26 protein-coding genes are annotated in these 25,413 nt (G+C 68.6%); 9 read left to right on the top strand and 17 right to left on the bottom strand.

Features of this window, described 5'->3' with window-relative positions:
• The first annotated feature begins 76 nt into the window (after positions 1–76).
• The gene (locus ABD743_RS14195; RefSeq protein ID WP_344722505.1) at positions 77–478 is read left to right on the top strand and encodes a hypothetical protein; all 402 of its coding nucleotides are present in this window, start codon (positions 77–79) and stop codon (positions 476–478) included.
• Between the two features lie 140 nt (positions 479–618).
• Entirely contained in the window at positions 619–1,398 is a 780-nt protein-coding gene (locus tag ABD743_RS14200; RefSeq protein ID WP_344722506.1) for a helix-turn-helix domain-containing protein, read from the top strand.
• 115 nt (positions 1,399–1,513) lie between these two features.
• Here the strand turns inward: ABD743_RS14200 and ABD743_RS14205 are convergent, their stop codons facing one another.
• The 5 genes from ABD743_RS14205 to ABD743_RS14225 form a co-directional block, all read right to left on the bottom strand.
• Entirely contained in the window at positions 1,514–3,445 is a 1,932-nt protein-coding gene (locus tag ABD743_RS14205) for a S9 family peptidase (RefSeq protein ID WP_344722507.1), read from the bottom strand.
• 338 nt (positions 3,446–3,783) lie between these two features.
• Positions 3,784–4,221 (bottom strand): hypothetical protein, encoded by a 438-nt coding sequence (locus ABD743_RS14210; protein WP_344722508.1) that lies wholly within the window; start codon positions 4,219–4,221, stop codon positions 3,784–3,786.
• Between the two features lie 896 nt (positions 4,222–5,117).
• Positions 5,118–5,600 carry an ester cyclase gene (locus tag ABD743_RS14215; RefSeq protein WP_344722509.1) on the bottom strand — a complete coding sequence of 161 codons (483 nt, stop codon included), beginning with the start codon at positions 5,598–5,600 and terminating at the stop codon, positions 5,118–5,120.
• An 89-nt stretch (positions 5,601–5,689) separates the two neighbouring features.
• Positions 5,690–6,838, bottom strand: a complete 1,149-nt coding sequence (locus ABD743_RS14220) for an LLM class flavin-dependent oxidoreductase (RefSeq protein ID WP_344722510.1) — start codon at positions 6,836–6,838, stop codon at positions 5,690–5,692.
• 157 nt (positions 6,839–6,995) lie between these two features.
• Positions 6,996–8,567, bottom strand: a complete 1,572-nt coding sequence (locus ABD743_RS14225; RefSeq protein ID WP_344722511.1) for an APC family permease — start codon at positions 8,565–8,567, stop codon at positions 6,996–6,998.
• Between the two features lie 953 nt (positions 8,568–9,520).
• Between ABD743_RS14225 and ABD743_RS14230 the strand changes: the two genes are divergently transcribed.
• Positions 9,521–10,201, top strand: coding sequence for a TetR/AcrR family transcriptional regulator (locus ABD743_RS14230; protein ID WP_344722512.1), 681 nt, complete (start codon positions 9,521–9,523; stop codon positions 10,199–10,201).
• Positions 10,202–10,278: 77 nt separating this feature from the next.
• Here the strand turns inward: ABD743_RS14230 and ABD743_RS14235 are convergent, their stop codons facing one another.
• From ABD743_RS14235 to ABD743_RS14245, 3 genes are all read right to left on the bottom strand, one after another.
• A complete protein-coding gene (locus ABD743_RS14235; RefSeq protein WP_344722513.1) occupies positions 10,279–10,713 on the bottom strand; it encodes a DUF7144 family membrane protein in 435 nt (144 codons plus the stop codon).
• A 158-nt stretch (positions 10,714–10,871) separates the two neighbouring features.
• Positions 10,872–11,339: a DUF7144 family membrane protein gene (locus ABD743_RS14240; RefSeq protein ID WP_344722514.1), complete on the bottom strand. Its 468-nt coding sequence runs from the start codon at positions 11,337–11,339 to the stop codon at positions 10,872–10,874.
• Positions 11,340–11,478: 139 nt separating this feature from the next.
• Positions 11,479–12,351, bottom strand: a complete 873-nt coding sequence (locus tag ABD743_RS14245) for an MIP/aquaporin family protein (protein ID WP_344722515.1) — start codon at positions 12,349–12,351, stop codon at positions 11,479–11,481.
• Positions 12,352–13,095: 744 nt separating this feature from the next.
• Between ABD743_RS14245 and ABD743_RS14250 the strand changes: the two genes are divergently transcribed.
• The 5 genes from ABD743_RS14250 to ABD743_RS14270 all read left to right on the top strand — a co-directional run bounded on the left by ABD743_RS14250 (position 13,096) and on the right by ABD743_RS14270 (position 16,561).
• Complete coding sequence (locus tag ABD743_RS14250; protein WP_344722516.1) at positions 13,096–13,548, top strand: Hsp20/alpha crystallin family protein; 453 nt, start codon at positions 13,096–13,098, stop codon at positions 13,546–13,548.
• Between the two features lie 182 nt (positions 13,549–13,730).
• A complete protein-coding gene (locus tag ABD743_RS14255; protein ID WP_344722517.1) occupies positions 13,731–14,450 on the top strand; it encodes an erythromycin esterase family protein in 720 nt (239 codons plus the stop codon).
• The gene (locus tag ABD743_RS14260) at positions 14,419–14,778 is read left to right on the top strand and encodes a hypothetical protein (RefSeq protein WP_344722518.1); all 360 of its coding nucleotides are present in this window, start codon (positions 14,419–14,421) and stop codon (positions 14,776–14,778) included. Before ABD743_RS14255 ends, ABD743_RS14260 begins: the two co-directional genes overlap by 32 nt.
• 303 nt (positions 14,779–15,081) lie before the next feature.
• Positions 15,082–16,182 carry a polyphosphate kinase 2 gene (ppk2, locus tag ABD743_RS14265; protein ID WP_344722519.1) on the top strand — a complete coding sequence of 367 codons (1,101 nt, stop codon included), beginning with the start codon at positions 15,082–15,084 and terminating at the stop codon, positions 16,180–16,182.
• A gap of 208 nt (positions 16,183–16,390) precedes the next feature.
• Positions 16,391–16,561 (top strand): hypothetical protein, encoded by a 171-nt coding sequence (locus ABD743_RS14270; protein WP_344722520.1) that lies wholly within the window; start codon positions 16,391–16,393, stop codon positions 16,559–16,561.
• Between the two features lie 24 nt (positions 16,562–16,585).
• Here the strand turns inward: ABD743_RS14270 and ABD743_RS14275 are convergent, their stop codons facing one another.
• Entirely contained in the window at positions 16,586–17,461 is an 876-nt protein-coding gene (locus ABD743_RS14275; RefSeq protein WP_344722521.1) for an AraC family transcriptional regulator, read from the bottom strand.
• A gap of 208 nt (positions 17,462–17,669) precedes the next feature.
• Between ABD743_RS14275 and ABD743_RS14280 the strand changes: the two genes are divergently transcribed.
• Positions 17,670–18,071 carry a hypothetical protein gene (locus ABD743_RS14280; protein WP_344722522.1) on the top strand — a complete coding sequence of 134 codons (402 nt, stop codon included), beginning with the start codon at positions 17,670–17,672 and terminating at the stop codon, positions 18,069–18,071.
• A 4-nt stretch (positions 18,072–18,075) separates the two neighbouring features.
• On the opposite strand, the gene ABD743_RS14285 is transcribed toward ABD743_RS14280, so the two are convergent.
• The 8 genes from ABD743_RS14285 to ABD743_RS14320 are packed head-to-tail and all read right to left on the bottom strand — an operon-like array spanning position 18,076 to position 25,413.
• Complete coding sequence (locus ABD743_RS14285) at positions 18,076–18,528, bottom strand: DUF1931 family protein (RefSeq protein ID WP_344722523.1); 453 nt, start codon at positions 18,526–18,528, stop codon at positions 18,076–18,078.
• Between the two features lie 21 nt (positions 18,529–18,549).
• The gene (locus ABD743_RS14290) at positions 18,550–20,265 is read right to left on the bottom strand and encodes an FAD-dependent oxidoreductase (protein WP_344722524.1); all 1,716 of its coding nucleotides are present in this window, start codon (positions 20,263–20,265) and stop codon (positions 18,550–18,552) included.
• Entirely contained in the window at positions 20,262–20,543 is a 282-nt protein-coding gene (locus ABD743_RS14295; protein ID WP_344722525.1) for a UBP-type zinc finger domain-containing protein, read from the bottom strand. The genes ABD743_RS14290 and ABD743_RS14295 overlap by 4 nt, the downstream gene beginning before the upstream one ends.
• Positions 20,540–20,968 (bottom strand): hypothetical protein, encoded by a 429-nt coding sequence (locus ABD743_RS14300; protein ID WP_344722526.1) that lies wholly within the window; start codon positions 20,966–20,968, stop codon positions 20,540–20,542. Before ABD743_RS14300 ends, ABD743_RS14295 begins: the two co-directional genes overlap by 4 nt.
• The gene (gene trxA / locus ABD743_RS14305; protein ID WP_344722527.1) at positions 20,965–21,429 is read right to left on the bottom strand and encodes a thioredoxin; all 465 of its coding nucleotides are present in this window, start codon (positions 21,427–21,429) and stop codon (positions 20,965–20,967) included. The genes ABD743_RS14300 and trxA overlap by 4 nt, the downstream gene beginning before the upstream one ends.
• Positions 21,426–24,050 (bottom strand): ATP-dependent chaperone ClpB, encoded by a 2,625-nt coding sequence (clpB, locus tag ABD743_RS14310; protein ID WP_344722528.1) that lies wholly within the window; start codon positions 24,048–24,050, stop codon positions 21,426–21,428. Before clpB ends, trxA begins: the two co-directional genes overlap by 4 nt.
• Complete coding sequence (locus ABD743_RS14315; RefSeq protein WP_344722529.1) at positions 24,041–24,427, bottom strand: chaperone modulator CbpM; 387 nt, start codon at positions 24,425–24,427, stop codon at positions 24,041–24,043. The genes clpB and ABD743_RS14315 overlap by 10 nt, the downstream gene beginning before the upstream one ends.
• A complete protein-coding gene (locus tag ABD743_RS14320) occupies positions 24,424–25,413 on the bottom strand; it encodes a DnaJ C-terminal domain-containing protein (protein WP_344722530.1) in 990 nt (329 codons plus the stop codon). The genes ABD743_RS14315 and ABD743_RS14320 overlap by 4 nt, the downstream gene beginning before the upstream one ends.

The raw sequence follows: 25,413 nt of genomic DNA on the forward strand, positions 1-25,413 counted from the left end.
GTGCCTCGCCGGTGTTCCTTTCGCTGTATCGCCCGCTCGTGGCGGTCAAGCCGGGCACACCAGGAAGGACCACATCATGAACACCGACGCTTCGACACCCGTCGTGTCTCCGCTCGCTCCTGAGCAGACGACCGACCCTGCCGATCGGACGCCGCCGCTCACCGCGGAGGCCATGGCGGCAGCGCTGCATGCTGCCCACTACGCCGTGCTGACCTACGAAGGTCCGATCGGCGAGCTCATCAGCAGGGAGCTGCGCAACTACTCGGAGAGCGGGGTGCAGCAGCCCCCGACGGCCATGGGTCCTCGACTCGTCGCGGCGATGCAGCGACAGGAAGCACGTCAACCGCTGCCTCCGGCGCCCAGCTGGACCCATCTTCCGGCGCAGTACATCCCCGGTAGCGGCCTGAGGTGGCGCTATCGCTCGGTCGCTGATCTCGGCCAGCCGGCCACCGACGCACGGCGAAGCCTCGGCGGGTAATGCTGATCCTGCCTCGGGCGCGGCGGGTCCGAGCGTCGATGCGGGCATGCCTCCGAGCGGACTCACAACCGCAATCCGGGGCTTGACCATGCCGTAGCGGCACAGTGTGAGGTGGCGCTGCAGTCGAGGAAGGAGACGGCGTGGCCTGGAGTACCCGCGAGATCGCCGAGTTGGCGGGCACCAGCCTCCGGGCGGTGCGCCACTACCACGAGGTCGGGCTGCTCTCCGAGCCCGAGCGGCGCGCCAACGGCTACAAGCAGTACGGCGTCACGCACCTTGTCCGGCTGCTCCGGATCAAGCGGCTGGTCGACCTCGGTTTCTCCCTCTCCCAGATCGCCGCCATGGGCAATGACGACGACCACCCGGAGAAAGCCCTGCGCACCCTCGATGCCGAACTCGCCGCCACCATCGAGCGCCTGCAACGGGTCCGGGTCGAGCTCGGGCTCATCCTGAAGCGGGGCACACCGACCGACCTGCCAGCGGAGTTCGCCTCGGCCGCCGCCGGAGCGGCGATGTCCGACGCCGACCGCTCGCTCGTCGTCGTCATGACCCGCGTTCTGGGACCACAGAGCCTTCAGGCCTACGCGGACATGCTGCAGGACACGCCTACCGATCCGACGGATCGCGAGTTCGACGACCTGCCCGCCGACTCCGACGAACGGACGCGCCAGAACCTTGCCGAGCGAATAGCGCCCCACATCCGCAACATCTACGCCAAGCATCCGGGACTCGCGGCACCACACACCGACGCCCGAGGCGGGGACCGCTTCGTCACCAAGACCGCCGGAGCAGCCATTCGAGAGCTCTACAACCCGGCACAGATCGACGTCATGCGGCGGATCCACGCACTGCTCGCGGACACACCCGACGAGTCCATCCCAGGCGGATCCGCCCTGGCCGTTGACGATGATGGTCGATGACGAGGCGATCGACGGTCGCGCGACCGGTCACCGATGAGCTGAGGATCGCGCGCCGGCCGCGGGGGCGGTGTCAGCCGGGCGACACCGTGCACGGCCGGACCCGCACATGCGCCCGCTACGCCGGGGCAGAGGTGTCCCGGCGGCTGCCGAGGTGCTCGGCGAAGTGCCGTTCGATCGCGCGGTACAGCCGGACCTGGTTCCCGGGGTTCTCGAAGCCGTGCCCCTCGTCCTCGGCGACGATGTACTCGACGGGGACGCCGCGGCCTCGCAGGGACTCGACGATGTTGTCGGACTCGGCCTGGACCACGCGCACGTCGTTGGCACCCTGGGCGACCAGCAGCGGGGTGTGGATCCGGTCGACCATCGTGATGGGTGAGCGGGCCATCATGTCGGCCTCCTGGGCAGGGACCTCGGGGTCGCCGACGTAGCGGTACCAGCTGTTGGCGTTGTAGGGCCTGGTGAACGGCGGCAGGGTGCGCATGAAGTTCGCCAGGTTCGAGATGCCCACGTAGTCGACCGCGGCGGCGAAGTAGTCGGGGGTGACCGTGACGCCGACGAGCGCCGCGTAGCCGCCGTAGGAGCCGCCGAAGATGCCGATGCGGGCCGGGTCGGCGTAGCCCTGCGCCACCGCCCAGTCGACGGCGTCGATCAGGTCGTCGTGCATCTTCTCGGCGAACTCGCCGATCGCGGCGGTGGTGTGTCGTCTCCCGTAGCCCGTGGAGCCGCGGAAGTTGACCTGCAGCACCGCGTAGCCGCGGTTGGCCAGGAACTGTGCTTGTGGGCTGTAGCCCCATGTGTCGTGGAACCACGGTCCGCCGTGCACCAGCAGCACCAGGGATAGGTCCCGCGGTTCGATCCCGACCGGCAGCGTGAGGAACGCGTGCAGCGGCAGCCCGTCGCGAGCGGGGAAGTGGACCGCCGTCATCGGGGCCAGGTCGGCCGGGTCCAGGCGTGGGTACGGGCGGAACAGCCGCCGGCTCTCTCCCGTGCCATGGTCGTAGAACCAGGTCACAGCCGGTTCGCGGTCGTGGATGAACGTCGCGACCCACCGCTGCTCGCTCTCGTCCGACGACAGCGTGCCCAGCACTCCTTCGGAGAGCTTCTCCAGTGCGGCGTAGACCTCGGCGAAGTGTGGGTCCAGCACCTCGATCCGGGGCCGGTCGCCGACGAAGCGGGCCGCGATGACCTCTCCGGTGCGGCGGCTGGTGAACACGGTGGGCGGCAGCACGCCGGGGGCCATCGTGCCCAGGATGCACAGGCTGTGCCCCTCCACGGCGGCGACCACGGTCTCCGCACCGGACTCCCGGTCGATGCGGACCAGGCGCAGGTCATCGGAGTCTTGGTAGGCACCGACCAGCATCCCCTTCCCGTCGGGCGTCACCAGTTGCGGCTGCACGCCCACGGGATGCTCCGCGCCGCCGATGCGGCGCAGGAGGCGCACCTCTCCGGTCTCGGGGTCGATCGCGGAGAACTCGTAGGCGCCGTCCTCGGTCAGCCGCGAGGAGAACGCCGCCTCGCCGTTCCGATCGAGCAGGACGTTGCCCGTCGGCTCGGTCTGCTCCAGGTGCAGTGTCGTCTCGCCGGTGGCGACGTCGATCCGGAACACGTCGATGAACATCGGCCGCCGGTTCATCCAGACCAGCACGCTTCCCGGCACCGGTGGCATCGGCTCGGCGCCGAACACGCGCGATCCCGGCGGCATCGGTGTCAGGTCGACCGCCGGCTCGTCCGGCGCGTCCAGGTCCACCCGGTAGAGGTGCCAGTCCTCGTTGCCGTCGGTGTCCTGCATGTACAGCAGCCAGCGCGGGTCGTCGGTCCAGTAGTAGGTCGTGATACCGCGCCGGGCGTCGTGCGTGACGCACACCGCGTCCTCGTGCTCCTCGTCGGCGCCTCGCACCCACACGTTGCGCCGTCCGTACTTCGGCGCCAGGTAGGCGATCCTCGTCCCGTCCGGCGAGATCGACGGAACGGCGAACTCCGGGTCGGCGAAGAACTCCTCGACGTCGATCAGGTCGGGGAGGGGCCCTCGAGTCGGTACCGCGGTCATCCAGGCTCCAATCAGGGGGCGGGCGGCGTCGTATGTGGACGGTGCGCTCAGCGTCGAGCGCACGGATGGCGGGCTCCGTCCGGTGGACGACCTGCCGTGCGGATCCGACGCAACACCGTGCCGTTGCGGCACAGTCAACCTCGGTATGTCCGATTCACACTGTTGGGGTAGTTCGGGTCCTACGACGCGGCGACGAGGCGCTCTCGGCTCCGGCTCGGACCGCGAGCCGTCGCCCGCGCCGTCGCGCCTGCCCTCGGGGACCCGCTGGTCGGTCGGGCCGAGGTGGGGCCACGGCTCCCGGACGGCTCGTAGGTGACCGGCGCGGCGCCGAAGGGCACCTAGTGCTGGTGGCCCGGTTCGTTCACTGTGAGCACACGCCACGGGGCAGGGAAGATTCGCCATTTCCCGTTGATATATACCAGGCCGTCGAGTATTACACCGTAGGTTTGGCCCGGTGCGACGAAAATGATCTCGTAGAAGGTCAATCCCGGTTTGAAATGCGATGCTATCGCTCGGTAGCCGCCCGGAAACTGGGGCGCGGCACCCGTTCCGGCTGCGAGCTGCTCGCTCGTTGCCGTCTCGACTCTGAACTCGGTCTGGCCCGGCGCAGGGCCCACGACCCACGACGGCTTCGCCCAGAATGCGTCGTAATGGAGCCGCGCGTCGGGGAGTCTCTCGTCATTGAAGACGGCACCGTAGTCTTCATCTGTCGGTTGGAGAGTCAGGGTGAGGGCTAGCGGGTTCGCGTCGGGCTTCATGAATTCTTCCGCGATCATGCGAACCCCCTCGGGAGGGCCCGGATAGCTCTCCAGTTCCGGACCCCGGCATCCAGTCACGATGAGACTGAGGATGCCGAGGAGTGCCGCCATGACCAGCGACGGAGCCCACTGCGAGCCGCGGCCGAGGCACCGAGATCCGGCCGCGGCTTGATCGTCTATCACCGTGCCTCCCTGCAGTCGCTCAGTAGGAGGTCGCGCGTCGATAAGCAGTGTTTCGGTCGTCGTCGATTGAGTATGCATCAGCGCGGCTGCGGCCGGCTTCGTCCGCGTGCGTGGTGGAGATGGAGCCGTCCTTTGGTCCATTCGTCGTGCTGCTCGGTCGGCGCAACGCCGACCAGTCGGCTCAGCGCGTCGCGATTCGGGAAGTGCTGACCGCGTCGGTGTGCCAGCGGATCTCCAGATGTAGCGATCACAGGGGATTGTCCGGCGAGATCCGGCGCCACACCTCTCCATGCCCCACCCAATGTCAACACATCGGTGCGGGAGCTACGGGGTGCTCTACCGCCCGGGTGTCGGGGCAGCGCCTATCGCCGCGGCAGGTCCGAGTGGGACCAGGGGCTGAGATGGGCCGTCGCGGGTTCGGGAGCCGCAGATCGGCGGCAGCTCCCGAACCCGCGACGGGCAGAGATGCCCACGTTCAGCTGACTACTTCCCCGAGGGACGATGACGACCGTAGGTACGGACCCCTCCACCCGCACCTTCAGCCAAGCATCGCTCCGCGTCGGCAAGATGGAAGCTCACAGGCTCTGCGCCGACGCAGGTGTGGGCACCGACCCGGAGCCCTGAGTGGGCCGCAATGGGCGCGAGCCCGCTCGGTGGGCACCTCGGGTGACATGCGCACCTACGTAGATGTGGAGTCGATGAGGCGGACTATCCAGGCCATTCGGTTGCCTCTACGCCCATCCAAGCTGCCGCATGGTGATCCCATCGTTCCAAATCTTGGTCACGTGGTGGATCTTGTCGCCGTCGAAGTCCATGACATAGACATATTCAGACTCGGTGCTCTTTCCGGTCGGTGGCACCGGGCCGCCTTCGCCGGTGTGTGTCGCGCGGAAGATGCTGAACACCACAACGTTGTCGTGTGTCTCGTCGACTGCGAACGACCGCACATCAGGCTTGCCATCGGGCAATATTGTGAACAGGCCCTTCATGAATTCGACGTAAGTCTCCAGTGATTTCATGCCGTCCAAGTGGTCGGCCTGGGCGGAGAAAGTTGCGCCGGGGTGACAGTACTGCTCACACGCCTGCCAGCCCTTCCCGGTGTCGCACGCAACGAAGAATCGCTCGGCGGTGACTCGCATTGATGTCATTGGTCTGTCCCCTTCGTCGATCGCGCGCCCCATGTACATTGGGCGACGGTTTCTGTGGCTGTCCATTTTTCGTATTCCTCCGAGTCGATTCCACCCGGTGGCCTTCATGGTCCGCGTGACGCCGCATATTGACGTACGGCGCGGGCGCACACTTGTCATAACTTCCGCAATCCCCGCAGGATTCGCCCCAGTGGGACGCCTGCGCGTAGCGCGCGACGTAGATTGGGCTGCAACACGCTGAGGTTGCCGAGCACGAAGTAGCGCACGCCGTAGTCGCGCCATTCCGCGGCCTGATCGACGATGTCGTCAGGGGTGCCGGTCAAGAAGGCCGCTTCCATCAGCTTGCGAGGCACCGCGGCCGCGGCTGCCAGCACGTCAGCCGCATCGAGCGTCTGTGGAAGCACGTCGGAGAACCCTGCGAAGTCGTCGCCGAACGGGTGTCTGACGCCGTGGCGCGCCCAGAAGTCCGCGGAGATGTTGAGCGCGAACGATCTTGCGATGTCGGAGTCCAGCACGGCGTCCACGTCGTCGCGGGACCGTCCGGTGATGATGAACAGCCAGGTCGCGGGAAGAATGCTCATCGGATCGCGTCCGGCATCGGAGGCCGCGGAGCGGACCACATCCAGGCGGTTCGCGTAATCGTCCGGAGTCTGCGGGAAGCCGGGAAACCACGCGTCGCCGTAGCGGCCGGTGATGCCCAGCGTCCGGGGTCCGTGCGCGGCCACCCAGATCTGCGGCCATCGCCCGCGATGCGGGGGGACGTCGAACACCGCGTTGCGCAACGGGAAGTGCGGCGAGTCGCGAGTGACGAGCTGTCCCTGTGAGTTCCACAGCGCTCGGATCGTGGCGAGCGCTTCCTCGAGCCGGCCGACGGGCCGGTGCCAATCGACACCGTAGGGTTCGTTACCTTCGCGTTCCCCGGCGCCGATGCCCAAGATGGCCCGACCCCGGGTGAGCAAATGCAAAGTAGCCGCAGCCTGCGCGGTGACGGCCGGATTTCGGCGGCCCGCGTCGGTCACGCCGATACCAAGACGCAACCGGCCGATCCGGTTTCGGGCCGCAAGGTGGCCAAGGATCGTCCACGGCTCCAGATAGGCGTCGACCTTCGGCACTACCCGGGCAATTCCGAGGTTTTCGGGGGTCGCGATGGCTCGCGCCAGCAGGGAATTGAGGTGATCGGGTACCCACAGTGAATCGATCCCGCTGGACACCGCGGTCAGGTAATTTGCCTTGATCAACGCGGTTGGCGACAGGGTGGTGTTCAGTGGGTCGCTTGCCAGCCCTACCTGGATCTTCTCCGCCATCGCGGATCAGCCTTTCATGTCAGGACGTCCTGTCCGACGTCACATGCGAAAGAAGCGGGCGCCGTCCGGCAGCGGAAAGCGATGCACGGCCGGGAATGCGAGTCCGAGATGCGGCGGTCGACGGCTACCAGTCCGTCCTCGTGGGCCGGGCGCACGTTCATGCCTCCTCCTTGTTGTCGGGTATCCGGGGCTTTCGGTCACCCCGGAGGATTCGGTACGACGGCATTTTGGTCACGACGGTGCTGGAGCCGGCGAAATGGCGAGCGCAACGATTGGGTACGCCGTTCGCGCCGAGCCCGATGTCGAAGTAGAGCTTCGGGCGGCGGCCGCGCAGTACCAGAGCCCACCCCATCCCGGCCAGGGCGACTGCGCCGAACGTCAGTGGGACGACCCAGGTCGGCTCGGAGCCGGGTTGGACGCCGAACAGCGTTGCGATGTTCGTCAATGCCAGGTACGTCATGATCAGCAACAGCGCTGAGCCGATGATCGGGGCGCCGATGCGGTGCCAGGCATCTTCGCCGTTGGGGTGGCGGGCGAAGTAGCCGATGATTGCGATTGAGGTGAGCGTGATGAGTAGCAGCACGCCGATGCTGCCGCCGGTGCCGCCCCAGAAGAAGAGCTGGATCAGGGGATCCCACCCGGCTGCCGCGTACAGGGCGATGACGATCAGACCGACCGCGGACTGGGCGAGTGAGCCGTTCCTGGGTGCGCCGGTGCCGGGCACCGTTCGGCCGAACCGGCGCGGCAGGACACCTTCGCGGCCGAGGGAGAACGTGTACCGGGCGCTGATGTTGTGGAACGAGATCATCGCTGCCAGCAGCGAGGTCAGGAACAGGACGTGACCCAGCTGTAACGCGAGGTCGCCGACCCGCGCCGAGGCGACGTCGAAGAACAGATCCGGACCCTCCGCCGCGGCCCGGTCCAGCACATGGTTGCCGGCCGCGGAGATCATCGCCCAGGACGCGAACGCGTACAGCACGGCGATCAGCGCGATAGCGAGGTACGTGGCGCGGGGAACGGTGCGGCGCGGGTCGCGCGACTCCTCGGCGTAGACCACCGACTGTTCGAACCCGACGAAACCGGCGATGGCCATGACCAGTAGCGCGCCGGCGCCCGGGCCGACCAGGCCGTGCGCGTTGAGCGGCGCGGACGAGGCATGGAATCCCGAGACGAAGATGTCGGCGACGCCGAACACCACGACCAGCAGGATCTCGGCAACGAGCAGGGTGGCCAGAACCTTCCCGCTGACGGCGATGTCACGCACGCCCAGCACGGCGACGACCACCCAGCCGATCAACGCCAGAACCCACCACTGGACATGCAGTCCGAACCACTGCGCGATCAGCGGGGCGGCGATAGCGCCGAAGCCGCCGTATGAGGCGCACTGGAACATGTTGTAGGCGACCAGGGCGACCCAGGACGCACCGACACCGACCGGACGGCCGATGCCGCGGGAGATGAACGCGTAGAACGCGCCGGTGTTGGCGATGTGTCGGGCCATCGCCACGTAGCCGACGGAGAAGATCCCGAGAACGACGGCGACGGTGAGGAACGCGATAGAGATGCTGAGCAGGCCGGTGACCGCGAGACCGGTCGGTACGACGCCGGCGACGACGGTAAGTGGCGCGGACGCCGACATCACGAAGAACAGGACGGCGGCGACCCCGAGGCGGTTCTTGGCCAGCGCGGTCGAGACCTGACCGGAGCCTCGGGACTCGATGAGGGACAACGGCTTCTCCGAGAGGTAGGGGCTTGGGGAGGTCGCGGATGCGGCCCCTGGTTCTGCAACGGCACGATCAGCGTGCAGCCGCCGCACATGGACGGGGCTTGCAGTGGCGCCGAGCTGCTGACGCGTGGTCCCGAGGGAAACAGCCTCGCGAGCGAGTACTGCCGGTATAGCCCGGATTGCGGGAGCCGCCAGACGCCACGCATCCGAAGAAGAATCCCCTTCATCGTCGAATAGGTGAATCCGACCTGCGTCGCGTGTGTGAACTGTTGCGCTGGACTGCACGGCGCCGGCCGGAGGGCCGTACTGACGGAGCCGCTGATCACCTGCTCGTCCGCCACTGAAGTCCCTTCATCCGCGCGCTAGAACGCTCGCTCTAGTGGAGAAGCTACATTTGTGGGCTCCGGCTTGGCAACGTCGGTTCGCAGGAATTTTCGCTCCGCGATGCGGCGCTCCCACATTTTTGCGCGGTTCAGGCAAAAATGGGTGAAATAGTGCATCTGGTCGTACTTCGTGAGGGACAGGTCCGCTGCATCGAGGAACTGGGCTGGCTGTCGATCGCAGCCCGGCCACCATCGGCGGACGACTTCCTGTACACCTCAGCGCGTCGGGCAAGTCCCTGCTGGCCATGCCGACGTCCAGGAGAAGGCTACGAGGGAATGACTGGAGGAGCGGACGGGGAATGTGGATCATACGCCCAGCCCACGACTCTGGAACATGTGCGGCGAACCGGCGTCGTGGTGGACCTTGAGCAGGCGGACTGCGGAATGAACCGCGTTGACGAGCCCGTTCTGCTCGCTGGGTGGGCGGTTGCTGCCGTTTCGGTGGACTTCTCGCACCGTAGGGGCTTAGGTCGGCGCTGTTCGGGAGGTGTGAAGCGGCCAGGGTGTGCCTTCCCGCACGAAGGTGCCCTTCGTCGTATCGGAGGGTGAGCGGGCGCGGGTAAAGTCGGCCCCATGCGAGCACGGGTCGAGGGTCTCCGTTCCGATGGTGCAGAGCTGCATGATTCGGACGCGGCGACGTCCTCGCGCGACCTGATCCTGGATGCCGCCGAGAAGCTGATGGGGAAAAAGGGCTACGCCGCCACGCCGATCTCTGCGATTTGTAAGGAATCCGGGCTTCCGGTCGGGTCTGTCTACCATCACTTCGGCAACAAGGCGGGGATCCTCGCGGAGGTCCTCAACCGGGGGACCCGTCGCCACTTCGCCGCGATGGCCGATGCCGCCAGGGACGAGTCGGAGCCCGAGTTACGTATGTGGCGCTATTACGAGCAGGCGCCGAAGCTATTGATTGAAAATGTCGACATCATCCGGATCCTGTTTGCGGCGATCCAACAGTCGCCTGATTCGAGCGTCGCTGCTCACGCTCACGCGGCTGTCGAACTCGCCGCATCGATCCTTTGTACGCTCATCGAGCCCGTCGCAACGCTGCGCGGGGTGCCGGATCCAGCGGCCACCGCGTTGCGCCTCGCCCACGCCACGATCACCTACACGTGGGGGGCGGTGCTCACAGCTGGATACGACCTCGAGCGCATGACAGCACAGATGGCGCCCTTGTACGACCTCGTGCGGGGGGCCATCCAGGTCGAGGCGATCGAGGCGGGGATGGCTGCGGACAACCCGGAGCCTCAGCGATGATCGGCACGGGGCGGTGGTCGGGCCCGCCGACAGACTGCTCGATCGGTTCGGGCAGCGGCGGCGCAGCGCCTCGGTCCTCAGTCCAACATCGTGGGTGAGGCGGCCGCCGCCTCCTTGTCGAAGACGCACAGCGCCCACATCACGACCACGCTCAGCACGATGCCGATGATCGACAGGCCGGGGTGGTGCGACAGCGACATGAAGCTCACGACAATGCTCACCAGCGTCAGCAGAATCCCGATCAGGCGTCCCCACAGCTGCCCCGTGATGACCGCCATCCCCGCGAACGCCACCAGCACTCCGACCAGCAGGTGCACCCAGCCCCAGGCGACGGTGTCGATCGAGAAGACGTGGTGGACCCCCTGGACCGCGACCTCGTGGCCGACGAGCGCACCGGTGCCGGTGACGATGTGCAGAACGCCCAGCACGATCATGGTGAGACCGGCGAACCGGGCGAGTCCGGTCGCCCACAACGTCGATGTGTCTCGCGGCGCCTGCGGCTCGGTGGTCATCCAGGTGCCCTTCCTGTGCGTGGTCCCGGCCGGGTGTCCCGACCGTGACGAGCGTTGTCGCGGGCGCCGCGGTCGTCGTCACCCCTGCTGGGTGAGGGCCCTGCGCCCCGCAATGCGCCCCGTGCTCAGCCGCCCGCGGGAACGCGCGAGCATCAGGCTCATCGAGAGTGTTGCCGGTTCTGCAGCTCCCGCCCGTGCACGACGATCGCGTAGATCACGATGACGTCGACCGCGATCAGGATGGTCGACCACACCGGGTACGCGGCGATGAAGGCCAGGTTCACCACCGCGCTCACGATGGCGATGACAACCCCGACGACGCGCGCGAGCATGTTCCCCGCCAGGAGCCCGAGCCCGGCCGCAACAGCGATCACGCCGATTGCGACGTGTAGCCAGCCCCACGCGGTGTAGTCGACGTTCACGACCAGTCCCTCCGCACCGACCAGGTAGTAACCCCGGTCGAAGATCGCGACAAGACCCTCGATCACCTGGAAGAACCCGAGCAGGATCAGCATGAGTCCGGCGAAGACAACCCAGCCGACCCAGCCGCTGATCGCATCCGCAGTGTGCGTCGCGGAGTGACCGGTCGAGGCGGAACCCGTCGTGGGTCGGTAGGCCTCGGTCATGACGTTCTCCTCTCTGTGCATGCGGGATGGATGGTTCCGTGGGTGGTGGCCCCTGACCTCATCCGCAACGGGCGAGTGATGTCAGAGGGGGCATGACACATCACAGAACGCAACCAGGAAACTCCTACCGGCCACAGGTTCAGGGCCGCGGATGCGAACCGGGGCGCCAGTTCACCCCGAGCGTGCCCCGCGCCGCTGCGATCCCACTGCGGCCGCCGCCGCGGCCACGCAGGATGTATGCGAAGCCCACCGCGATGATCCCGCCGGCCACCGGCCCGACCAGATAGGCCCACCACGACGTCCAGTCGCCGAGCACCAGGGCGGGCCCGAGTGAGCGGGCCGGGTTCATCGACGCGCCACTGACCGGAGCCCCCCAGAGTCCGGCCAGCGCGATGTAGCTGCCCACACCGATGGCGGCCAGCGGCCCGATCTGCTGCGCACCCGAGGCAGTACCCAGGATCACGCTCACCAGGCCGACCGTCAGGACAAGTTCCCAGAGCATCGCCGTGGTCGTCGAAATGCCGGCACCGGGCAAGGTCAGGCCCGCGTCGCCCTGCTTCCCTATCAGCGCCCACAGCACGATCGTCGCGAGGACGGCGCCAACCAGCTGGGCCACGATGTACGCGGGCACGCGCTTCCACGGGAAGTCGCCACGCAGCGCGAAGGCAACGCTCACGGCTGGGTTCAGATGCGCGCCGGAGACCGTCCCCATGAAGAGGATGATGGCCGCCACCATCAGCGCCGGCGCCACCACGCGCGCGCCGGACGGAACCGCGTCGCCACCGAAACGGGCGTTGACCATGCCACCGCCGACGGCGACAAGGACCAGGAAGAAAGTGCCCAGCACCTCGGAGAACAGGCGCCGACCCTCGTAGTGGTCGTTCCAGAAGTCGAACTGGCTGGCCACCGAGTTCGGTTGCCCTATTGATCGCAGAGCGACCTCGGTGTGCCGCTCGGCATCCTGCTGACCAGGCTCCGTTCGCCTGGCTAGCTCATCTGGTTGACTGGTCATCTCGCACCCTTCGCCGGCCTCGCTTGGCATGGACACCTGCAGGCGTGCGGGGTAGTGCCTCGAGCAACATCACAGAAACGCCTCGGAAACCGCATTATGGTCCCCCGAGACGGTGAGGTCCACGCCGAGATCTGACTGGTCATACGATCATCGTGCTAGCCACCGGCGACCGCCGAAGAAAAATCCGGAGCAGCTGGTGTCCGTGCGTTGGAAATCTTCGCGAGCAGATACCCTCCACAATCTTTGTCCAGATGAATGTTGTCGAGTTGGATGTCAGTCCTTGATCCGTAGAATCAGACAAATCGAACCAATCGGAAACCGGCCCAACCGTGGCGGCGTCACCGTCGACGGCGCGCCCGCTCGTCCCGACAACCAGGCTCGGAGCGCGCATCCCGTGCAGCTCGTGCACCTGCTTCTCGCCGAAACACGTTCGGCCGGCTGTCCTGCGGGTGAGCCGCGGGGTCACCGGGCTGGTGGTCCTGACAGGTCGGCTCGTGCGGCCCCATTTCACGCCCCCGGGACGAGGCTTGGAGAACGGCCCTTCTGAACAATCGCATCTGCGCCGTGGCGCGGGGCTGCAACGGCCGGGATGGCAACGTTGGTGGGTGGCCCGGCGAGGCGTCGGTGGGCGGACCCCGGCGAGAATGTGGATCTCGTCCAGATGCGGGCCTCATCAGGAAGCGGTGCGCAGGCAGACTGCAGAATAGCCCCCGGTGAGCGAGCAGCCAGTGGAGGAGCACACCGATGTCATTGTTGAGGTTCGATCCGTTCGCGGGTTTTGATCGGCTGACGCAACAGATGATGGGGGAGAGGCAGGGACCCCGGTCCATTCCGATGTCGGCCGTCCGCAGGGGCGATCAGGTCGTCGCCTATTTCGATCTGCCGGGGGTCAGCGCCGAGGACGTGGACATCACCATTGAACGCAACATCGTCACGATCCGCGCGGAACGGCGTCCTGCCCGCCAGGAGGACGACGACGTGATCGTCGACGAGCGCGCCTACGGGATCTTCACCCGGCAGGTGTTCCTCGGCGACAGCATGGACCTGAACAAGATGACCGCCGACTACGCCCGCGGCGAGCTGTGCCTCACCATCCCGGTCTCCGAGAAGGCCAAGCCTAGGCGGATCGAGCTCCAGACCAGTGACCAGGAACCGCGGCAGGTCACGGCAAGCGCCACCGAAGGTGGCGCACGCTAGACGAGGTGAATGGAGCACGCGGCGGGGGCTGGGCGAGGCGCTGGGGACCTTGCCGCTGCTGCGACGCATGCGCGGTTGTCGGCTCGGTGATGACTCCGCTGGGCTGCTCGAGTCAGCCGCGAGTTCCGCTATCCGATGTATGTCCGGGCCTCCGGTAAGACTCGCCCGGCCGTGATCGAGTAATGGCGCTGAAGCAGAATCCAGGTCGTACACGACACCGCGGAAACGTGGGGCATCTCGTGCGCGAACGCCACTCCGGCGACTGCCGCAATCTCGGGTTCACCACTTACACCGGCACGGTGACCGCGGCGGATGACTGGGGGAGCCGCAAGATCACCTTCTCGGTCTTCGCCGCTGCCCACCGCAGGGAGGACACCATGAGCGTCCCGCGCGCGATCCATCAGAGCCTGCAGGTTCCGGTCGCCGGTGTCCTACTCGAAGCCGACCTCGGGGTGCCCCGAGAGTCCACGCGCGGAGCGGCGCTGTTCGCCCATGGCAGCGGCAGTGGTCGGTACAGCTCGCGGAACCGCCATGTCGCCGACGAGCTCAACCGGTCCGGCTTCGTCACGGTGCTGGCCGGCTGGGCGGCGGATAGTCCCAGGACCGGCCTCGGTGTAGGCCCTGTTCGGAGCCAGCTCCGGCGCCGCGGCCGCGCTCATCGCCGCCGCGAACCGGCCGAACACCTGCCCATTGTCTCCCGCTGCGGACGCCCCGACCTTGCCGAGACTGGTTCCTCCGCCACTTCCGGCCGCTCCCCCGCGGTGAAAACGATGGCTGACGCGACCCGGAACCCGGTTCCACGAGCAATCAGAGCAGATCTCGGCGTGCGTCTCGCCCGCCGCACCACCACCACACGGGGATGGAAAGGTCATGGCAGTCAAATTGAACCAGAGGGCGTATGACCACGCGCGGGATCTGATCGTGGCGGGCAAGTACGTCATCGACGACCGTGATGCATGGAGCGAGCACCAGCCATCCACACGGCAGGAAAACGACTTCATTCAACAGCGCGGCATCGGCGAGTACGCCAAGTGGCACCTCGGGATCGACGGTCGAGAAGACGAAGACAAGAAAGGCCGCTACAAATTCCCCTACGGCGACTTCGAGAAGGTCCACCGCTGCGGACTGCTGGCCGCCGAGTCGCGCGCCGGGCAACGCAACTACTACGACGTCGAGCTCGCAGTTGCCCACCTGCACGGCATGCTCGAGGCACTTCACCGGACCGCGTAGACGCAGATGCAGGCCCGGACGGCATCCGATATGGCGGTCCCGCCACGCGGACTCCTGGCGCGCATCGTGGGCGTCGTCGATGTCGTCCAAGACGCCATTTACGAGGTCATCACGATTCTGCTCGCGGTGCACACAGCTACCTGCGCTGGCGCAACGCCAACGCCCGCCATCCCGACGTCCTCGCGGCCCAACGCCGGGAACGAACCCGGGTCCGCAGCGAACGCCAACAACGCTGGGGCCCACCCGAGCCAGCCACATGATCAACACGGCGAACGTATGTGGTCAATGCACTAGACGCCTGCTATGAGCACGTCAATGGAGTGGAGCGCGCCGCCGACGGGTACCTCGACGTCTGCAGCCGACCCCTCGCAGGAGGACATGATGGGCCGAGCCGGCAAGAATCCAGCGGACGACGCCGCGGCCGGCCCGACGACGTCCGCCGACGGCCGCTCCAGCACCCGGGGTGCGCGCGGTCGCGGCCGCCTGGACGTGTTCGAGCACATCGACGACATGCGGGTGATCGACGACGCCGACGACGACCCGGTGCTCATCGGTCCGGACGGCGAGCCGGTCGAGACATGGCGGGAGGGTTACCCGTACGGCGAGCGGATGTCCCGGGCCACCTACGACAGGTTCAAGCGGCCCCTGCAGATCGAGCTGCTCAAGCTGCAGTACTGGGTGAAGGACACCGGGCAGAAGATCGTCATCCTGTTCGAGGGCCGCGACGCCGCGGGCAAGGGCAGCACGATCAAGCGGTTCATGGAGCATCTGAACCCGCGCGGGGCACGGGTCGTGGCGCTGGCCAAACCCTCCGAACGCGAGGCGACGCAGTGGTACTTCCAGCGCTACATCGCCCACCTCCCCGCGGGCGGGGAGATCGTTCTGTTCGACCGCAGCTGGTACAACCGCGCAGGCGTCGAACGGGTCATGGGCTTCACCGATCCCCGGGACTACATGGAGTTCCTGCGCGAGGTGCCCGAGCTGGAGCGCATGTTCGTCCGCAGCCACATCCATCTGATCAAGCTCTGGTTCTCGGTGTCGCGCGGCGAGCAGCGGACCCGGTTCATCATCCGCCAGATCGACCCCGTCCGGCAGTGGAAGCTCAGCCCGACCGACCTCGCCTCGCTCGACAGATGGGACGAGTACACCGAGGCGAAGGAGGCGATGCTCTTCTACACCGACACCGCGGACGCGCCTTGGACCGTGATCAAGGGCAACGACAAGAAGCGCGCCCGGCTCGAGGCCATGCGCTACGTGCTGAGCCAGTTCGACTACCCGGAGAAGGACGCCGAGGTCGTGGGGAGGCCGGACCCGCGCATCGTGGGGTCCGCGATGGCTCTGTTCGAGGCCGACGAGCGGCCCCACCGGTTCCCACCGCTTACGCTGGGTCACGACCAGCATTGATCCCCGGAGAAGGCCCTCCGGCCGCGGAGAGGCGGCGCGGAGGGCATTCGTCGTGCGGCCCCTTCGTCGTGCCGCGGGTCAGCTCGCCGACATCTGCGGCTTGAGGACGACCTTCGTCCAGCCGTTCTCGCGAGCGTCGAAGGCCTTGTACGCTTCCGCGGCGCGTTCGAGTGGCAACTCGTCGGACACGATCCACGATGGTGTGCACTTGTTCTCGTGGATGAGGCTGCGCGCGTCGTTCATCGGCGTGCTGGCCATCGCGGCGGCGTGGACCGAGCATCTGCGCCAGCACCTCGAGCGCGGCACCGCGATGGACCGTGACGCCGAGGAGGGGGCGCGGCGCCTCATCGCGCCCGGGACCCGCACGCAGAAGAGCTGAGGACCGGACGCGACGGGACGCGGTTCACGCGTAGGCAGGCCCGCGCAGCGTCAGCCACGGCGGCTCCCGGTAGCGGTTCTCGAAGTCGTCGACGAAGCGCTCCCCGTTCATGAACCCCCAGCTCGATGCCACGCCGGCCACGCTGGTCCACCCGGCGTCCGCCTGCTCGAACTCACGGCGTGCGCGTGCCAGCCGAACCGAGCGCAGCTCTTCGGCGGGTGAGAGGCCCCGGTGGCGGCGGCAACATTGGAGCAGAGCGGGCACGCTCACCCCGGCGACGTCGGCGAGCTCCGCGACCGTGTAGGGGCGCCGTGGGTCGGCCTCGATCAGGTCGATCATCCGGCGCACCGGTCCGGGACCCCACGAGTGCACCGGCGCATCGAGCTCGTCGCGGTACTCGTGGTCGAGGGCGAGGAGCAACCGGGCCACCAGCGTCTCCTGAGCCGCGGCGGCCAGCAACGGGTGACGCAGCAGCGGCGACACGACCAGCAGCCGGATCAGATCGGCCCAGGCTCGACCGGCCGGGCTCCGCAGATCCAGGCTCACGGCCAGTTCGGGCGGCCGGCGAACCGTGTGGCCGAGCCGGCGCTCCAGCACGTCCTGCAGCTCGCTCGTGTCGATCGTGACCGCGTAGCAGGAGAAATGCTCCCCGCATGACATGCCGATATCGGTCTCGGGCCGGACCACGACCGCCCGGCCCGCGTCGGCGCCGAGCGAGCCCGTCCGGTGCGTGACCTCGACCGCCCCGTTCAACGGGACCGCGACGGTGTACCCGGCCGCCTCGCCGGGCAGCCGAACGTGCGTCGCGTGGTCGCATCGGATCCTGCGGACGCCCACCGGATGGGGCGTCGCGTCCGACGACGGCACCTCATCCACGACGACCTCCTGGGATTCGTTCACGGATTGTCCTCCGCCTCGAACAGCGATGCAGTGATCCGACGGAAGGTGGGCCGGCCGGAGCACCCGTCGGTTCTCGTGATCCTGCGCCACGTGCGCGCCGGCGCGAACCGTCACGGCGGCACCAGGTCGGGTCCGTCAACTCGTCCCGGCAGCACAGCTTCGGTAGCGGGTTGCGGAGCCCGTCCACGTCGAGGTCGGAAGGAGGAGGATGTCGTTCACACGGTCGAGCGGAGGCGACCACTGCAGTGCGATGGGCACCGCGTCCGGCAACCCGGTGGTCGCCACCGGAACCTTCACGCTCCGGGTCGTGATCCCCGGCCGGTCGGAGTGGTCCACCTGCTTAGACCTGGAGGCGTCCGTGGACGGGCAGCGGATCCTGCAGCAGCGCCACTGCGGCGAACCGGTCGACGGCGGCCCGGCGGCCCAGCGCATGCAGGCCTGGCGGCAGTCCAACCCGCGGATCTCCACTCCCGACCCCGTGCTCTGCGGGGCGATGGAGGCCGGCGCGCGATCTCGATGCACTGCGGATCGAGGACCCCGAGCATTCCGACTGCCCTGTGCCCGGACGCGCGACTGGTCGGGGCCGACGGCCACGACCAGTCGACGGTGATCTCCTAGAGCAGCATCCGGAACAGGTTGAACCCGCGCTCCCAGTGCTCGGTCGACGGGTTCGTGACATGGGGGTCGACGATCCGGAACGACCGGGCCAGCGCGATGCTGATTCCCCCGAAGACCTCGGGGAGCATGTCCTCGGTCTCCTCGCTGAACGTCACGTCGGCGGGGGGCCGGCGCACCGCGCCCCGCAGCAGCTGCCGGATCTCGTCGGCCTCGTCGAGCTTGTCGAACTCGCGCATCAGCTCCTGCAGGCCCTTCGTGATCGGCAGGTCCTGCGGGGCGATGACGTCCCGGCCGTTCCAGCTGGCGGAATTGCGGCCGGCGATCGCGATGTCGTCGATCTTCTGGTCGACGAACTCCCGGAACCGCCGCAGATCGTCCTTGTCGACGTCCACACGCCCCGCCGAACGGAAGAACCGCTTGAACACCGGAATCCCGGTCACGTCGGCCATGCCTTCTCCTCTGAGCCCATGTCACCGTGTCGTCGCCAGGTGCTCGTGCACCAGGCGCACCGCCATGGCGCCCTCGCCCACCGACGAGGCCACCCGCTTGATGGATCCGCTCCGGACGTCCCCCGCCGCGAACACGCCCGGCAGGGTGGTCTCGAGGAACAACGGGCCGCGTCCGTCGGTCTCCTCCGCGGCCCGCGCACGGCCCGCGGCCGATCCGGTCAGGATGTAGCCACCCGAGTCGAGGGCCACCGACTCCGGGAGCCACGACGTGCACGGGTCACCACCGATGAACACCATGAGGTCGCGAGCGGGCAGGCGCTGCCGCTCCCCGGTCGCGGTGTCCTCGACGACCACGGCCTCCAGCCTGCTGTTCTCGCCCTGAAGCTCCCGGACCTCGGTGTGCAGGTGCACCTGGATACGAGGATCGCGGATGATCCGGTCGGCGAGGTAGCGGGACATCTGCTCGTCCAGCCGGGGCTCCCGGACCACGAGGTGGACCTCAGCGGCGTGGTCGGCGAGGAACACGGCCGCCTGTCCCGCCGAGTTGCCGCCACCGATGACCACCACCGGGTCACCGACGCACTGCTGGGCCTCGATCGGCGTGGCCGCGTAGTAGACGCAGGTGTCCTCGAACTCCTCCATCCGAGGCACCGGAAGCCTCCGGACCCGCACCCCGGTCGCGACGATGACGGAGCGCCCCAGCACCTCACCGCCGTCGGCGAGCCGCAGCGCGTACTCGCCGTCGCGCTGCTCCAGGCCCACGACCTCCGCCGGCACGGTCCGCCTGGCACCGAACTTCTCGGCCTGCAGCGCCGCGCGCTCCGCGAGCTCGCCCCCGGAGATGCCGGCGGGGAAGCCGAGGTAGTTCTCGATCCGCGACGTCCGGGCGGCCTGCCCGCCCGCGGCGATGGCCTCGAGCACCCCGGTGTCGAGGCCCTCCGACGCCCCGTAGACCGCGGCCGCGAGCCCCGCGGGTCCGGCGCCGACGATCACCAGGTCGCAGACCTCCTCCTTCGCGTCGAGCTCCCGCAGCGAGAACATCGCAGCCAGCTCGGCGATGGACGGGTTGCGCAGCAGCCGGTTCTGGTACAGCACGACCGGCGTGTCCTCGGGGCCCACTCCCAGTTCTCGGAGCAGCCGCTCGGCCGACGGATCGGTCTCGAGGTCGACGAACCGGTGCGGGAGGCGGTTGCGGGCGGCGAACTCGCGCAGCTTCCGCGTGCCGGCCGAGTACCGGGACCCGACGATCCGGAACCCGATCCCCTCACCGAGGGCCAGCGACCGCCGTATCAGGTAGGCACGCAGCACCTGGTCGCCGAAGGCGGGGTCGGCCGCCGCATACGCGCGGAGGCGGTCGGCCGGGATCGCGAGCACCTGCCCCGCGTCGACGACGACACTGGTGAAGAACGCGACCTGCCCGGTCAGCACACCGAGCTCGCCGAGGAAACGCCCTGATCCGTGCACGCGGGCCACCCGCTGATCGGGGCATCCGAACGCCTCGACCACCGCGACACGGCCGGAGAGAACAACGTAGAAGATGGTCTCCGGCTCGCCCTCGGCGATGAGCACCTCGCCGCGCGACGTGGGCCGGCGTTCGCCCAGCGTCTCCAGGGACCGGATCCGCGACTCCTCGAGCCGGGGGTACCCCCCGGAGAGGTCGGGGGTCTCGCCGTGCGGCACGTTCGCGAGCAGCTCCTCGACTCCGTGGCTGCCGCCCGGGGTGGTAGGGGCCGTCATGCCAACGCCTCGTCGACGTAGCACCACCGCCAGTTCTCGCCCGGCTCGAACGACCGGACGATCGGGTGGCCCACGAGCCCGGCATGCGCGCGGGCGTGCCGGTTCGGCGAGGAGTCGCAGCACCCCACGTGCCCGCAGGTCAGGCACAGCCGCAGGTGTACCCACGGCGACCCGATCCGCAGACAGTCCTCGCAGCCCTCCGGAGTGCGCGGCACGACGTCGTCGCGGACGAAGGCCAGATGCGGGTCGGGTCCGACACGGCCCCAGGCAGCGGTCACAGCGAGCCTCCATCCGACGCCCGTCCGAACAGCAGCGCCAGCCCGATCCCGAGGAGCCAGGAGTCCTTCGCCAGCGCGATGCCGTCCTTGCTCGGGAACGGGGTGCTCGGCCTGCGCATCCCCGGGGTCTTCACGTAGAGCCCGAGCAGCGCTGCGGCGTATGCGGTCAGCCCGGCGCCGGCCAGCCTGCCGGGGACGAACGGCGCCAAGAGGATGGTGCCGAGCGCGATTTCGCCGGCCGACACCGCTTTGACGAACTGTGCCGGCTCGATCGACTTGACGACCGGATAGGTGCCCGCGGTGAAGTCGTGGAGGTACTTTGCCGTCGCCTCGTCGGCGTCCCACTTGGACACGCCCGCGTCGAGCATGTAGGCGCCGGTCGGCAGCCGCAGCGGCAGCTGCCAGAGTCTCCCGCGCACGCTCATGATCTGCCGTCCTCCTTCGGCCGCAACGCCTGGTCGAGCCAGCTGCGTAACGCCTGCACCGGTGCGGCGCCGGCCTGGCGGGCGACCACCTCCCCGTCGTGCATCACCAGCAATGTCGGCACCGCGCGCACCTCGAAGCGCTGCGCCAGCCGAGGCGCGGCGTCGATTTCGACCTTCACCAGCTTGATGTCGCCGGCCCGTTCGGTGGCCAGCTGCTCCAGCGCGGGGCTCACCATCCGGCAGGGCCCGCACCACGTCGCCCAGAGGTCCACCACCACCGGGACCGGGGACCGCTCCGCGACCTCGGCGAAGTCGTCGTCGCCCGCGTCGGCGACCCACGGCAGGAGGTTGTGGCAGTTCCCGCACTTCGGCACGCTCTCGCCCACGGCGGGCACCCGGTTGCGCCGCCCGCAGTGCGGGCAGGCGATCACACTCGTCCGCGGGGTGACCGGGGCGCTCACGACTGCGCTCCCGCCATCTGATGGATGACGACGATCTGGTCGCTCTCGACGACGACCCGCAGCGTCGAGCCGTCGATCGCTCCGTCGCGCAGGAGGGCCCGGGCGATCCGGGTCTCCAGCTCGCGGGCGATGAACCGGCGCAGCGGCCGGGCACCGTAGACCGGGTCGTAGCCCTCCCGCGCGATGAAGTGGCGGGCCTCCTCACCGACCTCGAGCGTGATGTCGCGGTCCGCGAGCCGGGCGCGCAGCTCGGCGAGCATCAGCTCGACGATGTTCTCGATCTCGCCCAGGGTGAGCGGGGTGAACAGCACAGTGTCGTCGACCCTGTTGAGGAACTCGGGCCGGAAGTGACCCCGCAGCTCGGCCAGCACGAGATCACGGGCCTCGGGCTTGAGCTGGCCGTCCGGGGTGACGCCGTCCAGCAGGTACTGCGACCCGATGTTCGAGGTCATGATGATCACCGTGTTGCGGAAGTTGACCGTGCGGCCCTGCGCGTCGGTGAGCCGCCCGTCGTCGAGCACCTGCAGCAACGTGTTGAACACGTCCGCGTGCGCCTTCTCGATCTCGTCGAAGAGCACCACGGCATACGGACGCCGTCGCACGGCCTCGGTGAGCTGCCCGCCCTCCTCGTAGCCGACATAGCCTGGCGGGGCACCGACCAGCCGCGACACCGTGTGCCGTTCCTGGTACTCGCTCATGTCGATCCGGACCATGTTGTCCTCGGAGTCGAACAGCGCCTCGGCAAGCGCCTTGGCCAGCTCCGTCTTCCCGACGCCGGTCGGGCCCAGGAAGATGAACGAACCGGTCGGCCGGCGGGGGTCCTTGACCCCGGAACGGGCCCGGATGATCGCGTCGGCGACGGCCTGCACCGCCTCGTCCTGGCCGACGACGCGCTGGTGCAGCACCTCATCGAGACGCAGCAGCTTCTCCCGCTCCCCTTCGGTCAGGCGGGACACCGGGATCCCGGTCCACACCGAGACGATCTCGGCGATCTCCTCGGCCGTGACCACCTCGCGCAGCAGCCGGTGCTCGCCCTGCTTCTCGGCGAGCCGCTGCCCCTCCGCCTCCAGCTTGCGCTCCAGCTCGGCGAGGCTGCCGTAGCGCAGCTCGGCCGCCCGGTTGAGGTCGTAGGACCGCTCCGCCTCCTCGATGTCACGGCGCACCTGCTCGAGCTCCGCCCGCAGCTCCTGCACCCGCCTGATCGCCTGCCGCTCCGCGTCCCACTGGGCGCGCATGGCGTCGGCCTGGCTGCGCAGATCGGCCAGCTCCTTGCGGAGCTGGTCGAGCCGGGCGATCGATGCCGGGTCGTCCTCCTTCGAGAGCGCGGCCTCCTCGATCTCCAGCCGCATCACCTTGCGTGTGATCTCGTCCAGCTCGGCAGGCATGGAGTCGATCTCGGTGCGCAGCCGGGCACAGGCCTCGTCCACGAGGTCGATCGCCTTGTCGGGCAGGAACCGGTCGGTGAGATAGCGATGGCTCAGCGTCGCCGCAGCGATCAGGGCCCCGTCCAGGATCCGGACGCCGTGGAAGACCTCGAGCCGCTCGCGCAGCCCGCGCAGGATCGACACCGTGTCCTCGACGCTCGGCTCGTCGACGTGGACGGGCTGGAAGCGGCGCTCCAGGGCGGCGTCGGACTCGATGCGCTTGCGGTACTCCTGCACCGTCGTCGCGCCGATCATGTGCAGCTCGCCGCGGGCGAGCATCGGCTTGAGCATGTTGCCGGCGTCCATCGCTCCTTCCGCGGCGCCGGCACCGACCACGTTGTGCAGTTCGTCGATGAACAGCAGGATTCGACCGTCGGCCCCCTTGACCTCGGCCAGCACGGCCTGCAGCCGCTCCTCGAACTCACCGCGGTACTTCGCACCGGCCACGAGCAGGCCCATGTCCAGGGCGAAGACCGTCCGGTCGCGCAGGCCCTCGGGCACGTCACCGTTCACGATGCGCTGGGCAAGGCCCTCGACGATCGCGGTCTTGCCGACGCCGGGGTCGCCGATGAGCACGGGGTTGTTCTTCGTCTTCCGCGACAGGATCTGCACCACGCGGCGGATCTCGGCGTCGCGGCCGATCACCGGGTCCAGACGGCCCGAACGCGCCGACTCGACCAGGTCGATGCCGTACTTGACCAGCGCCTCGTACGTGCCCTCGGGCGTCGCCGAGGTGACGCGCTGGTTGCCCCGCACCCTGGTCAGGGCGGAGAGGAACGCGTCGCGGGTCACGCCGTGCTTGGCGAGCATCCGCCCGGCCCCGGTCGCGGAACCCTCCTCGGCGAGCGCGACGAGCAGGTGCTCGACCGAGACGTACTCGTCCTTCATCCGGCGGGCCTCACGCTCGGCGGCGTCGAGCACCCTGGCCAGCCGCTGGGTGACCGTGACCTGCCCCGGCTGGGTGGCCGGGCCGGTGGTCCGCGGCTTGCGGGAGAGCTCGGCCTCCAGGTCGGTGCGCAGGCCCCCCTCGTCCACACCCATGGCGGCGAGCAACCGGGGTACCAGCCCCTCGGTCTGGTCGAGCAGCGCGAGCAGCAGGTGCTCGCCGTCGACCTCGGTGTGGCCGGCCCGCGTCGCGAGATCCTGCGCGGCCGAGAGCGCCTGCTGGGACATCTGGGTCAGGCGGTTCAGGTCCATTGCGTGCTCCGCGTCTGGTCGCTGTCGGTGGGCTCGGTTCCGGGCGGGCGCACGGGTTCGGTGTGCCCCCGGATGCGCAGTTCGGTCTCCAGCTCGGTGATGCGGTCGAGCAGGTCGACGACGAGTCCGAGCGCCGCGTAGTTGAGCGGCAGTGCGGCCCGCAGCCTCTGCATCCGGGCGACGGTGGCCGCCTGTGACCTGGTGAACCACAGGCATCCGTCGGCATCACGCGCGGCCGGGACCAGGCCGAGCGCGACGAACCGCCGGACGAGGTCCGGATGGAGACCGCAGAGCCGGGCGAACTCCTCATGGCGCAGCCGGTCGCTTCCTGCTCCCCGCGACCGCCGGCGACGGACAGGCAGATAGGGCACGGTCATCGGCTTCCCCTCCTCCGCTCGGAACCGGGGCGGCGTGGATCGAACGTGGACGCCGCGGCCAGCTCGGAGAACAGCTCCCGCTCCCGGTCGGTGAGCCGGGACGGCACCATGATCTTGACCTCGGTGTAGAGGTCACCCGGCTTGCCGCGGGGGTCGGGCATGCCCTCCCCGCGCAGGCGCAGCCGTCGGCCGCTGGAGGTACCCGGCGGGATGGTCACCTTGGCCTCCCCGTCGGGTGTCGTGACCGGGATGTCCGCCCCGAGGGCGCCCTCCCACGGCGACAGCGGCAGGTCGACCACGATGTCCTTGCCCTCGACCCGGAACCGGGGGTGCGGCAGCAGGCGAACGATGAGATAGAGATCGCCTGCCTGGCCGCCCCCCATCCCGCGGCCGCCCTCGCCGGACAGCCTGATCCGCTTGCCGTCGGTGACACCGGGCGGGACCGTCACCGTGTACGTGCGCGGGCCGTCCGGCCCGTTGAGCGTGATCTGCCTGCGGCCGCCGCGGTACGCCTCCTCCACGGTGAGCTGAAGCTCCGCCTCCTGGTCGGCGCCCCCCACCGGGCCTGCGCGGCCCCGGCCGCTGCCGAACATCCCACCGAGCAGGTCCTCGATGTCGACGCCCCCGAAGCCGCCGCCGAAGTCCCGTCCGCCGAAATCGGGACCGTCGCCGCCACCCGTCGACCAGGTGTAGCTGCGACCGCCGCCCCCGCCGAAGGGCGATCGGCCCGCGCCGGCACCGACGCGCTCCTCCCAGTCCTCCGGGACCTGTCGGAAGTCGTCGCCGAAGCGGTCGTAGCGCTTGCGCATCTCCGGGTCGGACAGCACCTGATAGGCCTCGTTGACCTCCTTGAACCGCTCCTCGGCGCCAGGGTCTCGGTTGACATCGGGGTGGTTCTGCCGGGCCAGCCGCCGGAACGCCTGTTGCAGCTCCTCGGGGCCCGCGTCGCGCGACACCCCGAGCGTCTCGTAGTAGTCGCGGGCCAT

Source organism: Pseudonocardia yunnanensis (assembly GCF_039534065.1).
In the GTDB taxonomy this organism is placed as follows: Bacteria; Actinomycetota; Actinomycetes; order Mycobacteriales; family Pseudonocardiaceae; genus Pseudonocardia; species Pseudonocardia yunnanensis.